This is a genomic window from Streptomyces aureus, from assembly GCF_001418135.1.
Classification (GTDB): Bacteria; Actinomycetota; Actinomycetes; order Streptomycetales; family Streptomycetaceae; genus Streptomyces; species Streptomyces aureus_A.
The window spans coordinates 1-12,283 of sequence record NZ_LIPQ01000028.1; the positions used below are offsets into that span (position 1 = coordinate 1).

General features: G+C 72.6%; 13 protein-coding genes. 10 read left to right on the forward strand and 3 right to left on the reverse strand.

The features are described 5' to 3' along the window. Positions 1 to 53 precede the first annotated feature (53 nt). Both AOK00_RS03235 and AOK00_RS03240 read right to left on the reverse strand, forming a co-directional pair. Entirely contained in the window at positions 54 to 752 is a 699-nt protein-coding gene (locus AOK00_RS03235) for a copper homeostasis protein CutC (protein WP_055598806.1), read from the reverse strand. 51 nt (positions 753 to 803) lie between these two features. Next, positions 804 to 1,802: a hypothetical protein gene (locus AOK00_RS03240; protein ID WP_055598807.1), complete on the reverse strand. Its 999-nt coding sequence runs from the start codon at positions 1,800 to 1,802 to the stop codon at positions 804 to 806. A gap of 188 nt (positions 1,803 to 1,990) precedes the next feature. On the opposite strand from AOK00_RS03240, the gene AOK00_RS03245 reads away from it, so the two are divergent. The 10 genes from AOK00_RS03245 to AOK00_RS03290 all read left to right on the forward strand — a co-directional run bounded on the left by AOK00_RS03245 (position 1,991) and on the right by AOK00_RS03290 (position 11,487). After that, the gene (locus tag AOK00_RS03245; RefSeq protein ID WP_055598808.1) at positions 1,991 to 2,275 is read left to right on the forward strand and encodes a heavy-metal-associated domain-containing protein; all 285 of its coding nucleotides are present in this window, start codon (positions 1,991 to 1,993) and stop codon (positions 2,273 to 2,275) included. A 246-nt stretch (positions 2,276 to 2,521) separates the two neighbouring features. Next, positions 2,522 to 4,789, forward strand: a complete 2,268-nt coding sequence (locus tag AOK00_RS03250; protein WP_055598809.1) for a heavy metal translocating P-type ATPase — start codon at positions 2,522 to 2,524, stop codon at positions 4,787 to 4,789. 82 nt (positions 4,790 to 4,871) lie between these two features. Then, entirely contained in the window at positions 4,872 to 5,153 is a 282-nt protein-coding gene (locus AOK00_RS03255; RefSeq protein ID WP_015035316.1) for a metal-sensitive transcriptional regulator, read from the forward strand. A 282-nt stretch (positions 5,154 to 5,435) separates the two neighbouring features. Continuing rightward, positions 5,436 to 5,828 carry a BlaI/MecI/CopY family transcriptional regulator gene (locus AOK00_RS03260; protein WP_055598815.1) on the forward strand — a complete coding sequence of 131 codons (393 nt, stop codon included), beginning with the start codon at positions 5,436 to 5,438 and terminating at the stop codon, positions 5,826 to 5,828. Further along, the gene (locus AOK00_RS03265; RefSeq protein ID WP_254047224.1) at positions 5,825 to 6,742 is read left to right on the forward strand and encodes a M56 family metallopeptidase; all 918 of its coding nucleotides are present in this window, start codon (positions 5,825 to 5,827) and stop codon (positions 6,740 to 6,742) included. The genes AOK00_RS03260 and AOK00_RS03265 overlap by 4 nt, the downstream gene beginning before the upstream one ends. A 160-nt stretch (positions 6,743 to 6,902) precedes the next feature. Continuing rightward, positions 6,903 to 7,382 carry a GNAT family N-acetyltransferase gene (locus tag AOK00_RS03270; protein ID WP_055598810.1) on the forward strand — a complete coding sequence of 160 codons (480 nt, stop codon included), beginning with the start codon at positions 6,903 to 6,905 and terminating at the stop codon, positions 7,380 to 7,382. A 203-nt stretch (positions 7,383 to 7,585) separates the two neighbouring features. Beyond that, a complete protein-coding gene (locus AOK00_RS03275; RefSeq protein ID WP_159041680.1) occupies positions 7,586 to 8,446 on the forward strand; it encodes an SAM-dependent methyltransferase in 861 nt (286 codons plus the stop codon). Positions 8,447 to 8,644: 198 nt separating this feature from the next. Further along, on the forward strand, positions 8,645 to 9,085 hold the full coding sequence (locus AOK00_RS03280; RefSeq protein ID WP_063886511.1) for a Fur family transcriptional regulator: 441 nt from the start codon (positions 8,645 to 8,647) through the stop codon (positions 9,083 to 9,085). A gap of 197 nt (positions 9,086 to 9,282) precedes the next feature. After that, a complete protein-coding gene (locus AOK00_RS03285; RefSeq protein WP_055598812.1) occupies positions 9,283 to 10,308 on the forward strand; it encodes a helix-turn-helix domain-containing protein in 1,026 nt (341 codons plus the stop codon). A 126-nt stretch (positions 10,309 to 10,434) separates the two neighbouring features. Continuing rightward, a complete protein-coding gene (locus AOK00_RS03290) occupies positions 10,435 to 11,487 on the forward strand; it encodes a helix-turn-helix transcriptional regulator (RefSeq protein ID WP_055598813.1) in 1,053 nt (350 codons plus the stop codon). A gap of 168 nt (positions 11,488 to 11,655) precedes the next feature. Here AOK00_RS03290 and AOK00_RS03295 read toward each other — a convergent pair whose 3' ends face one another. Further along, positions 11,656 to 11,859, reverse strand: a complete 204-nt coding sequence (locus tag AOK00_RS03295) for a hypothetical protein (protein ID WP_055598814.1) — start codon at positions 11,857 to 11,859, stop codon at positions 11,656 to 11,658. Positions 11,860 to 12,283: the final 424 nt, after the last annotated feature.

Genomic DNA, 12,283 nt, shown 5'->3' on the forward strand with positions numbered 1-12,283 from the left:
GCCCCGCCCCGCCCCGAGCCGGTCCCGTGCTCCCGCTGCCGCCGTCGGAACCCCTACGCGTCCAGGGCCTCGCGCCACGTCCGTACCGCGTCCGCCGAGACCGGGGCCGCCCAGCCCTGGGGGCGGGCCGCGCCACCGATGTGGAAGGCGTCGAGGCCCGCCGCGCGCAGTTCGGGGAGGTGGTCGAGGCGGAGGCCGCCGCCGACGAGGATCCGGGCCTCGTAGCCGGGCTCGCCCGTGCGGGCGGCCTCGGCCTTGAGGGTGGCCACGCCGTCGTCGACGCCGGTGGCGGCGCCGGCCGTCAGGTAGGTGTCGAGGCCGGGCAGGTCGGCGAGCCGCTTGCGCAGTCCGTCGCGGTCGGCGGCGCGGTCGATCGCCCGGTGGAAGGTCCATCGGCAGCCGTCGAGGACGGCGATGAGGCGCTCGACGGCCACCAGGTCGGGCTCGCCGTCGGGGGTGAGGAAGCCGAGGACGAACTCGTCGGCGCCCGCCTCGCGCAGCTCCAGGGCCCGGGCCACCAGGGCGTCGACGCCCTCGGGGCCGCCCGCCCCGAAGCCGTCGGTGAGGCGGAGCATCACGCGCAGGGGGATGTCGACGGCGGCGCGGATGGCGGCGAAGCCGGTCCGGGGCGGGGTGAGTCCGTCCGCCGCCATGTCGGTGACGAGTTCGAGCCGGTCGGCTCCACCGGTCTGGGCGGCGACCGCGTCTTCCTCGTCGAGGGCGATCACCTCAAGGACTGCACGGTTGCTCATCGAGCCCATCCTCCATGAATGCGTCTCTACAGGTCTAGTCCATTGGCCAGCCTAGCCGTGCGAGTGGCCTGCCGCATCGTGCGTGGCCTCGCCGGCCGCGGGAACGGGCGCCTCGCCGCCGGCCCCTGCCCCGCCCGCCGTCACCGTGAAGGCCGCCGTCCGCACCTTGCCCTCGTGCTGGAAGTCGAGGAACAGGCGGTACGTGCCCGCGCTGGGCGCCGTGGCCGTGAAGGAGACGTCCGGGCCCGGGCCGCCCTCGTTCGGGTGCACGTGGAGGTAGGCGAGGTCACCGGCGCGCAGGGCGACGAGGTGGCCGTACGCCCCGAGGTACGGCTCCAGGTCGGTGACCGGCTTTCCGGCCTTGGTGACGGTGAGCCGGAGTTCACCGGCCTTGCCGGGGTCGAGGGTGCCGCCGAGGCGGACCTGGTAGCCGTCGACGGTGGCGGTCGGGGTGACGGCGGGCAGCGGCTTCGGCGCGTACGCCCCCGACACGGAGAGGTCGACGCCGAGCGTGATGCCCCGGGCGCCGGGCACGGCGGGCTTGAAGTCGGCGAAGGCCTTGTACCCGCCGGCGTCGGGCAGGTCCGCGGTCACCGACCAGGTGCCGTCGGCCGCCTTCACGGGGTGCAGGTGGCGGAAGGTGTTGAGGTCGCGCGAGGCGACGATGAAGTGCAGTTCCTTGCCGTGCTCGGTGGTGAACGCGGTGACCTTCCTGCCGGCCGGGTCCTTGACGGAGAACCTCAGAGTGCTCCTGCCCTGAGCGGGGACGGGGGTCTCCATGGCCAGGGTGTAGCCGCCCTCGGAGACCTGGAGGCCGCCGGGCGTGTTCGCGGCGGTGGTGCCGGGGGTGTTCGCGGGGGCGCCCTCCTCGTGCCCGGCGTGGCCGTCCGCCGCCGCGCTCTTCGACGGCGCGGGCGCGGCCGCGTGTTCCCCGTGCCCGGCCTTCTTCGGTTCCTCGACGGGGCCGACGCCCGCGCCGACCCCGTATGCCGCTCCGAAGGTCGCGGCGAGTGCGGCGACATAGGCAGTGATCTTCACTCCGGTGTTCATGGCTGCTCTCCCGTACGTGGATGGTGGCGGCGCCGGTGGGCCGTTCGATGCACTTCACCATACCCCTGGGGGGTATCAAGTCAAGTCAGGGAACTGCTTGCGTCGGATACGGAGGGGGGGTATACATGGAACCGAAGCCGATACCCCCCGAGGGTATCTCGTCCCACCGAACCGACCGAGGAGAAGCCATGGGCTCCTGCTGCACCCCCGACAACAGCTGCTCGACCACCACGGAGGCCACCGCCGTCGCGGTCGCCGACAGCACCGTCACGGTCTACGCCGTCTCCGGCATGACCTGCGGCCACTGCAGGACCGCGATCACCAAGTCCGTCGGCGCGCTCGACGGCGTCATCTCCGTCGACGTCGACATCGACGGAGGCCTCGTCACCGTGACCACCGGCGGCGAGCCCGACGACACCGCGATCACCGCGGCGGTCGACGACGCGGGCTACGAGCTCACCGGCCGCGCCTGACCGACAGCCCCCTCGGCCGCCGTGCTCGAAACCCGCCGCCGGCGTACCAGCGCCTCCGCCCCCGGGACCGGCGAGCGAGCCGAAGGGGCGCGCCGGAGAACGGACCCGAGCGCGCGGAGCCTCCCGAGGAACGAGGGAGGCGAGCACGGTCGGGTCCGTGAGCCCGGCTCCAGCGCCCCGGTGGGAGTCCCCCCGGCGAAGCGAGGGGGAGAACCGAGCCCCGAAAAAGAGGAGCAGGAAGAGCTAATGACAACGACGACACCGGGCTCCGCCCAGGTCGAGCTCGCCATCGGCGGCATGACCTGCGCCTCGTGTGCGGCCCGTATCGAGAAGAAGCTCAACCGGATGGACGGGGTCGAGGCCACCGTCAACTACGCCACCGAGAAGGCGAAGGTCACCTTCGACGCCGACATCGACGTCGCCGACCTCATCGCCACCGTCGAGGCCACCGGCTACACCGCGGCCGAGCCCGCGCCCCCGCGGTCCGAGGCCCCCGGCGCCCCCGGCGGCCCCTCCGACGAGGAGAGGGCCGACGAGGAGCTGCGGCCCCTCAAGCAGCGGCTGATCACCGCCGTCACCCTCGCCGTGCCCGTCATCGCCATGGCGATGGTCCCGGCGCTCCAGATCGAGTACTGGCAGTGGCTGAGCCTCACGCTCGCCGCGCCGGTCGTCGTCTACGCCGCCTGGCCGTTCCACCGCGCCGCCTGGACGAACGCCAAGCACGGCGCCGCCACCATGGACACGCTGATCTCGGTCGGCACGATCGCCGCCTTCCTGTGGTCCCTGTGGGCGCTGTTCTTCGGGACCGCCGGCACGCCGGGGATGACCCACCCGTTCGAGTTCACGATCGCCCGCACCGACGGCGCCGGGAACATCTACCTGGAGGCCGCGGCCGGCGTCACCGCCTTCATCCTCGCCGGCCGGTACTTCGAGGCCCGCTCGAAGCGCAAGGCGGGCGCCGCGCTCAAGGCGCTGATGCAGCTGGGCGCCAAGGAGGTCACCGTCCTGCGCGGAGGCCGCGAGGTCACCGTGCCCACCGCCGAACTCCAGGTCGGCGACCGCTTCCTGGTCCGCCCCGGCGAGAAGATCGCCACCGACGGCACCGTCGTCGAGGGCTCCTCCGCCGTCGACGCCTCCATGCTCACGGGCGAGTCCGTCCCGGTCGAGGTCTCCGTGGGCGACTCCGTCACCGGCGCCACCCTGAACGCCGGCGGCCGACTCGTCGTCGAGGCCACCCGCGTCGGCGCGGACACCCAGCTCGCCCGGATGGCCAAGCTCGTCGAGGACGCGCAGAACGGCAAGGCCGCCGCCCAGCGCCTCGCCGACCGCATCTCGGCCGTCTTCGTCCCCGTCGTCATCGCGCTCGCGCTCGGCACCCTCGGCTTCTGGCTGGGCACCGGCCAGGGGCTGACCGCGGCCTTCACCGCCTCCGTCGCCGTCCTGATCATCGCCTGCCCCTGCGCCCTCGGCCTGGCCACCCCGACCGCCCTCATGGTCGGCACCGGCCGCGGCGCGCAGCTCGGCATCCTCATCAAGGGACCCGAGGTCCTGGAGACCACCCGCAAGGTCGACACGATCGTCCTCGACAAGACCGGCACCGTCACCACCGGCCGGATGACCCTCATCAAGGTCCACACCGCCGAGGGCACCGACGAGACCGACGTCCTGCGGCTCGCGGGCGCCCTGGAGCACTCCTCCGAGCACCCGATCGCCCAGGCCGTCGCCACCGGGGCCGCCGCCAGGGTGGGGACGCTGCCCGTCCCCGAGGACTTCGCCAACATCCCCGGACTCGGCGTCCAGGGCGTCGTCGACGGCCACGCCGTCCTCGTCGGCCGCGAGAAGCTCCTCGACGAATGGGCCATGGCGCTCCCCGCGGGCCTCAAGTCCGCGAAGGACGCCGCCGAGAAGGCCGGCAGGACCGCGATCGCGGTGGCCTGGGACGGCGCGGCCCGCGCGGTCCTGGAGGTCGCCGACGCCGTCAAGGAGACCAGCCCCGAGGCCATCCGGCGGCTGCGGGGCCTCGGCCTCACCCCGATCCTGCTCACCGGTGACAACAAGGCGGTCGCCGAGGCCGTCGCCGCCGAGGTCGGCATCGACGAGGTCATCGCCGAGGTCATGCCGCAGGACAAGGTCGACGTCGTCAAGAAGCTCCAGGCGGAGGGCCGTTCGGTCGCCATGGTCGGCGACGGCGTGAACGACGCGGCCGCGCTCGCCCAGGCCGACCTCGGCCTGGCCATGGGCACCGGCACGGACGCCGCCATCGAGGCCGGCGACCTGACCCTCGTACGGGGAGACCTGCGGGCCGCGGCCGATGCGATCCGGCTCTCCCGCAAGACGCTCGGCACGATCCGCTCGAACCTCTTCTGGGCCTTCGCCTACAACGTGGCGGCGCTGCCGCTCGCGGCGGCCGGACTGCTCAACCCGATGATCGCGGGCGCGGCCATGGCCTTCTCCTCGGTCTTCGTGGTCGGCAACAGCCTGCGCCTGCGGGGCTTCCAGGCGGCCGACCGCTGACGGACATCCACTGATCGACGGGTCCGCCGGTGGTTCCACCGGCGGACCCGCCCTTCCCCGCCGAATCTCCGAGGAGCCCGTCGTGGCCGGTTACGGACAGCACAAGGAAGACATCATCAGACGCCTGCGCCGGATCGAGGGGCAGGTCAGGGGGGTGCAGCGGATGGTCGACGAGGACGTCTACTGCATCGACGTCCTCACCCAGGTCTCCGCGATCAACGCGGCCCTCCAGTCCTGCGCGGTGGCGCTGCTCGACGAGCACCTGAGCTGCTGCGTCACGGAGGCCATCGCGCAGGGCGGGGACCAGGCGAAGGTGAAGGTGGGCGAGGCCTCGAAGGCGATCGCCCGCCTGATCCGGACGTGACCGGGTGACATGACGGACTGGCGAGGCGTCGTCAACCGCCCTTGCGCGGGGGACAGTCGGCGGACAGCGTGAGAGTCATCCGGAGACAGAGGCCGAGCAGCTGCCGTACGAGCACCAAGTCCACCGCTCCGGGAGGGCCGGAGGCGCAGACCTTCACGCAGGGGCGGTTCCGCGGAGGGATCCTCATGAGGGTCGACATCCTGCCAGCGTACCCCTGGGGGGTATACCTGAGCGAGGGGACCGGCCCGTACGATGAGCCGCCCGTAGGGGGAGGGGATGCACGTGCGCCGGCTGGGAGAGCTGGAGGCCGAGATCATGGACCGACTGTGGGCCTGGCAGCGGCCCGCCACGGTCCGCGAGATCGTCGACGACATCAACCGCGGCCGACGGGTCGCCTACACGACCGTCATGACCGTCGCGGACATCCTGCACCGCAAGGGCTGGCTCCGCCGCGAGAAGGCCGGCCGGGCCTGGCTGTACGAGCCCGTCCGCAGCCGCGAGGAGTACACCGCCGGACTGATGCGGGACGCCCTCGGCGACAGTCAGGACCGCCCCGCCGCCCTCCTCCGGTTCGTCGAGGTCATCTCGGACGAGGACATGGACGCCCTCGACGCGGCCCTCCGCGCCGCCCGCGGCGACCACGACCCGCACCTCGGCGGCGGGAGCGGCGCGTGAACGTGAACCATCACGTCCTCGTCCCGCTCGGCCTCGTCGTCCTCACCGGCTTCCTCGTCCCCTGGCTGCTCGTCCGGGCGCGCTGGGCCCAGCAGGCGCCCCGGCTCGCCCTCGGAGTGTGGGCCGCGTGCGGCGCCGCCTTCGCCGCCGCGACCGCCCTGCTGCCGGCCCAGCTCGTCCTGTCGAGCGCCAGCAGCCACCGCCTCGCGGACATGATGTTCGCGTTCGAACTCCCCACGGTCGAGCAGCTCCTGGGCCTCGACGGGCGCGAGCGGTTCGCCCTCGCGCTCTCCCTCGCCGTGCTCTCGATGCCCGCCGCCGCGTTCGTCCGCCGGCTGGCCAGGGCCCGCCGGGTGAGGGTGCGGCACGCGGGGGTGCTGCGGCTCGTCGGACGGTACGACCCCGCGCTGCGGGCGACCGTCCTCGACGACGAGCGCCCCGCCGTGTACTGCCTGCCGGGCCGCTCGCGCCGGGTCGTCGTCTCCTCGGGCGCGGTGGACGCCCTCACGCCCGCCCAGCTCGCGGCGGCGCTCGCGCACGAGCGGGCCCACATCGCGGGGCGGCACCATCTCCTCGTCGCCGCGTCGGAGGCCTTCGCGGCCGTGTTCTCACGCCTGCCGCTCGCCCGGCACGGGGAGGGCTCCGTACCGCTGCTGCTCGAAATGGCGGCGGACGACCGGGCGTTGCGCCGGTGCACCCGTGACGCGCTCGCCACGGCGCTGTACGCCCTCGCGTCGGGGCGGGCGCCGCGGTCGGCGTTCGCGGCGGGCGGGCCGTCGGCGGCGCTGCGGATGCGCCGCATCCTCACTCCGCACAGCGCCGGGCATCCCGTCCTGCGCGGTCTGATGACCATCGCGGCCGCGGGTCTCGCGATGACGCCCTTGATCGTCGCCTGCTGTTCCTTCCCCGGTTAATTGACTCGCTTCAGTACGTGCGATCAGTACGTCCGGCCTGCCGAACCACGCTATTTACTAAGCGAATTCGTAGATTTCGCATCGGTCACGAACAACTGAATTCCCCGCTATTGTGGGTATGTTGGGGCTCGGGCTCGGCACGTCGAAGGGTACAAAACCGATGCAGCTGGCTGGCGTTCGGACGGCCGCGGCCGGCGACGCGACGACGATATCCAGGCTGCTGGCCGACGTCATTCGGAGCAGCTACGCGGGAATCCTGGACGAAATCCCGATGCGGCGACTGATCTCCGCACAATGCGCACTCCCCCGCATACGCGCGGAAATTGAAATTCCCGGGGGCGCACCCGGCTGGCTCGGCTGGCTCGTCGCGACCGACACGGAGGGCACGGTCGTCGGTGTCGCCGCGGGCGGTGTCCCGGTGCCGGGCGAGGGCGAGGTGTACGCCCTCGCGGTGGCGTCCGGCTCCCGCCGTCGAGGTGTGGGTACGGCCCTGCTGGCGGCCGCCACGGACCGGATGCGGAACTTCGGCGCACGCGACCAGCGGGTGGAACTCCCCGCGGAGGCGGACCCGGCACTGCCCTTCTACACCCACCTGGGCTTCGCCGCCCTCTCCGCCCGGCGCTGGAGCCGAACGCTGTAGCGACAGCCGCACTCCAGGGCGTGGCAGATCCACGCCATCGCGTGTTCACGCAGCCCGATCCGGTGGATCGGGGTTCCTCCCCCAGGTCAGGATGGGTCCAGCGGCGCGGGCCCCGGCGGCACGGGTACCTCGCCCGGACGGCATGGACCGAGCGAGCCCCTGGAGGAGCGATGCACACACCGAGCGGCACTTCCCTGCCCGTCGTGCCCGCAGCGTTCGCTCCGGTCCTGCCGTCCCGATACGGCCGGGAGCCGGAGCCCGCCCCCGGGGCCGGCGTCCGGGTCACCTCGGACACCCTGCCCGGGCTCGAATCCGTCTCCCCCGCCGACGAGAACTCCGTCTGGCTGCACGACGCCCTGCTCGGCCCGCACAGCGCGGACATCGTCCGGTATCTCAGCCTCGCCCGCTCCACCGGCGGACCCGTTCTGGACCTCGGCTCCGGCGCCGGGCGGCTCGCCGTCCCGTTCGCCCGCCACGGCTTCGCCGTGGAAGCCGTGGACCGGGACGCCTCGGCCCTGGAGCGCCTCGACGGCTGGGCCCGCCGGATCGGTCCGCAGGTGGCCGGGCTCGTCGTCACCCACCGGACGGACCTCACCGAGCTCCGGCTCGACGGCAGCTACCGACTCGCGCTGCTCGCGGGCGCGATGGTCACCGCCGTACCCCCGGCGCGGCGGCCCGAGCTGCTGCGGGAGGTGGCGTCCCATCTGCAGACGGGCGGGGCGCTCGCCCTCGACTACACGGCGCACCAGCTGCCGGGGCTGATCGCGGAGCCGCGGCGGACCTGGGCGTTCCAGGTGCCCCGTTTCGACGGCATCGACGAATGGGTGGTGGCCCGGCAGGTCTTCGACCTGCCGTCGATGAGCGAGCGGATCACGTACTACGCGGCGAGGACCGGGAAGCTGTCCACCGAGCGGGTCGTGCTGACCACCGACAAGTGGATCGTCGACCCCGAGCGGCTCGCGGCGGAACTGCACTCGGCGGGTCTGCACATCGAGGGCCGACGGCGGCACCGGATCGACGAACGGACCGAGTCCGTCCTGCTCGTGTGCCGGACGGACGACTGAACGGCGGGCGGCTGAACGGCGGGCGACTGAAGGACGGACGGCTGAACGGCCGGCGACTGGACGGCGGGCGGCTGGAAGGACCGGCGACTGGACGCGACCGGACGGACGGACGCAGAGCCCTGACGGGGTTGACGAGCAAGAGGTACGATGCCCACAAAAGTTTGAGCCGACCAGATGGCGGGCGGGCGGGCGGAGAAGATGGCAGTCGTGGAAGAGCTGACGGGCCGCGAGGCGGTGATCCAGCGCCTGCGCGACGTCGGGCTGCGGGTCACGGGCCCGCGCCTGGAGGTGCTCACGGTGCTCGCCGCCGGCGGCCATCTCGACGTCGAGGCGATCACCACCACCGCCCGCGAGCGGCTCGGCACGCTGACCAGCCAGGCCGTGTACGAGATGCTGCGGCACTTCCAGGAGACGGGCCTGGTCAGCAAGTTCGACCGGCCCGGCCTGCCCGCGGTCTTCGAGATCTCGGGTCCCGCGCACCAGCACGCGCTGTGCACGGTGTGCGGCCGCGTGGAGAACGTCGCGGCGGCCGCGCCCGCGGCGCCCGAGGGCGCCCTTCCGGAGTGGCGCGTGGACGACGCGGAGGTCGTCTTCAAGGGCCTGTGCCCCGACTGCCGGGCGAGCGCCCCCGCCGCCTGAGCCGCAGCCGGGTGCACGGGAGCGGCCCGTGGTCCGTACGCGGACCGCCGCTCGGGGCGGTGGCCGGCACCGGGACTGCCGTCGGCCGTCGTACTCGCGTCGGCGGTCAACTCCGTGCGTGCCGTTCGATTTTGTGGCAGGGTCTAGCGGGGCGATTCAACAGGATCCGCGTGGATCCGAGGGGAGTCTGCTGCGCCGTGTCCAGAAACGCCGCCGTGTCCCGCGCGGGCAGCGAGCAGGCTCTCGCCGTCTACCAGGAGCTCCGCAGCCGCCCCGGCACCACCTTCGACCAGGTGGCGGACGGCCTGGAGCTCTCCGCCGAGGAGCGGGAGCGATGTCGCGAGGAACTCGCCTCCTTAGGACTCACCGCCTCGGGCCGCTCCGGCGACCGGACCGTCGTCGACCCCGACATCGCCCTGCTGCGGCTGCTCCGCCGGGAGCGTGACCGGCTCCAGGAGCGCCTCGCCGCGACCAGCCGCGCGCACACCGCCCTCGAATCCCTCGCCGGACCGTTCCTGCGCGCCGGGGCCGTGCCCCGCTCCGAGGTCGAGGTGGAGATCGTCACCGACCCGCAGCGGGTGCTGCGCGAGCTGACCGAGCTCACCGAGTCCGTCCGTACCGCCGTCCACGTCATGCACACCGGGTCCGTACGCCGCGAGGACATGGCCGCCGAGCTGGACCGGGACCGCTGCCGGGCCGCCCGCGGGGTGCGGGTCCGCGCCATGTACAGCCGGCGGGTCGGCACCGTGCCCGAGATGACACAGCACCTGGCGGACCGGGCCGCGCTCGGCGTCGAGCTGCGGCTCTCCCCCGTCGTCCCGATGAACATGGTCCTCGCCGACGAGAACTTCGCCCTGCTGCCGACGGACCCGCACGACCCGGACTCGCCCACCATCCTGGCCCGCGGCCCCGGCCTCGTCCGCTCCTACCTCGCCCTCTACGAGTACTGCTGGCAGGCGGCCTCCCGGTACGGCGAGGAGCCCGGCGGGAGCGGCGGTGACGGCGACGGACTGTCCGACCAGCAGCGGGCCGCGCTGCACATGCTGGCCTCGGGCATCAAGGACGAGCAGATCGCGCGGAGTCTCGGGGTGTCGCTGCGGACCGTCAGCCGGCTGCTCTCGGAGGTCATGCAGGAACTGGGCGCGGCGAGCCGCTTCGAGGCGGGGGTGAAGGCGGCGCGGCTCGGCCTGCTCGACGGCGAGGGGTCCGAACAGGGCGCCTAGTACGAGGAGTTCCGGTGCGTCACGGTAGGTGCAGGTACGGGTACGGGCATTGCACGACGGACTCCCGCCGAGCCGTATGACAAGGTGAGGGCGGGGCGACTCGGAGGATGAGGGGGTCACTTCGCCATGGTCACTGCGGGCGACGGCATCGGGGACGGCACGACCGAGGTCCTGCTTGCCGTGTACCAGGAGCTGCGCCGTCGGGGCGTCTCGGACTTCGAGGAGGTCCGCAGGGAACTCGGGCTCGCGGCGGAGGAGTACGAGCGATGTCGCGGCGAACTCCTCACCCTGGGACTGATCGTGCCGACGGGCAAGGCGCATGCCACCATCACGGCCGTGCAGGACGGCAGTTGGCGTTCCGAGACGGACACGGTGGCGGCGATCGACCCGGAGATCGCACTGCTGCGGCTCCTGGAGCGGGAGCGTGAGCGGCTGCGGGAGCACCTGGCGGAGGCGGACGAGGCGTACAGCACGCTGGAGATCCTCGCGGGTTCCTATCTGCGGGCCGAAGCGCTGACGAAGGCGGAGGCGCACGTCGAGGCGCTGACCGACTACCGCAGGATCCAGCAGGCCATCGAGGACATCACCGATGTGATGCAGGAGAGTTCGGCGGCGCTGCATCCGGGGATGCCGGGGCGGCAGAACCCGGACCGGATGCTCGACCGGGACCGGCGGCAGATCGCCAACGGGGTGCGGGTGCGGGCCATCTACGGCCGGCAGGAGGCCACGGACCCGCAGATGGAGAAGTTCCTGGGGCAGCGGGCGGAGCTGGGCGTGGAGATCCGGCTGGCCCCCGTGGTCCCGATGAACCTGATCATCGCCGACCAGCAGTTCGCCCTGGTGCCGATCCGGCCCGAGGAGCCGGGCGAGGGTGCGATCCTGGCGCGGGGCAGCGCGCTCGTACGACCGTATCTGAGCCTGTACGAGCACTGCTGGCACACGGCGACCCCGTACGGCAACGAGGCGATCTCCGAGGCGGGGGGCGACGGTCTTTCGGAGCAGCAGCGGGCGGCGCTGCACATGCTCGCGTCGGGGATGAAGGACGAGCGGATCGCGCGCACGCTGGGGGTGTCGCTGCGGACGGTCAGCCGGATGATCTCGGAGCTGATGCAGGAGCTGGGCGCGACGAGCCGTTTCGAGGCGGGGGCGCGTGCGGTGCGGCTCGGCTGGCTGGACTGACGGCGGGAATGCCGGAATGGGCGGAAGTGCGGACAGAGACAGGTGCGCGGGGCCGCATGGCGGGCCGTCGTGACCGAGGCGCGGAAATGCCGGGGCCCCACAATCGTGGCAGCGATTGCGGGGCCGGCGGCGCAAGAATATGCCCGGCGAAATTCCGGAAGGGTCAGGTCAGTTGGTCGGGGACGGCTTCGGCGGAACGACCGGCCAGCCGTTGTCCTCGGCGACGCCGGCGACGGTCTGCGGGGTGACCGGGTGGTCGGTGCCGGAGCCGACGGCGAAGGTGGCGCCGCCCGCGACGGCGGTACAGGCGGCCACCGCGACCAGGAGCTGACGGACGGTCTTGCGGATTCCGGCGTTCTGCGCAACGGACATGATTCCTCCAGGACTTGGAATGTGAATTCCGCCTTCCGGGGCCCGTGCCGCCGGGCGTTCCCTGAAGACATCTCCATTCTGTCCCGGCCCCCGAATCGAATCCATAGTTCGTCTCTGCGTGGACTCGCCATGGCGTGGATGCGTCAATCCGCCTTCCCCGCAACGGAATTGACGCATCCGGAGCTCTCCATATCTTTGGTCGAACCAAAAGAGATGCTAGACTTGCGCTACGGCCTTCTCGTTCCTCCAGGAGAGAGGGGCCGTCGGGGCAGGGGCGTGCCGCCGCCCCTGCCCCACCATCCGCTCCCCACCCGGGAACACCGGCCGGCGCGTCTCCGCCAGCGCCTTCCGGTACACCTCGACGGTGCGCGCGGCCGACGCCCGCCAGCTCATCCCGGGCGCATGCCACACCGCCGCCTCCCCC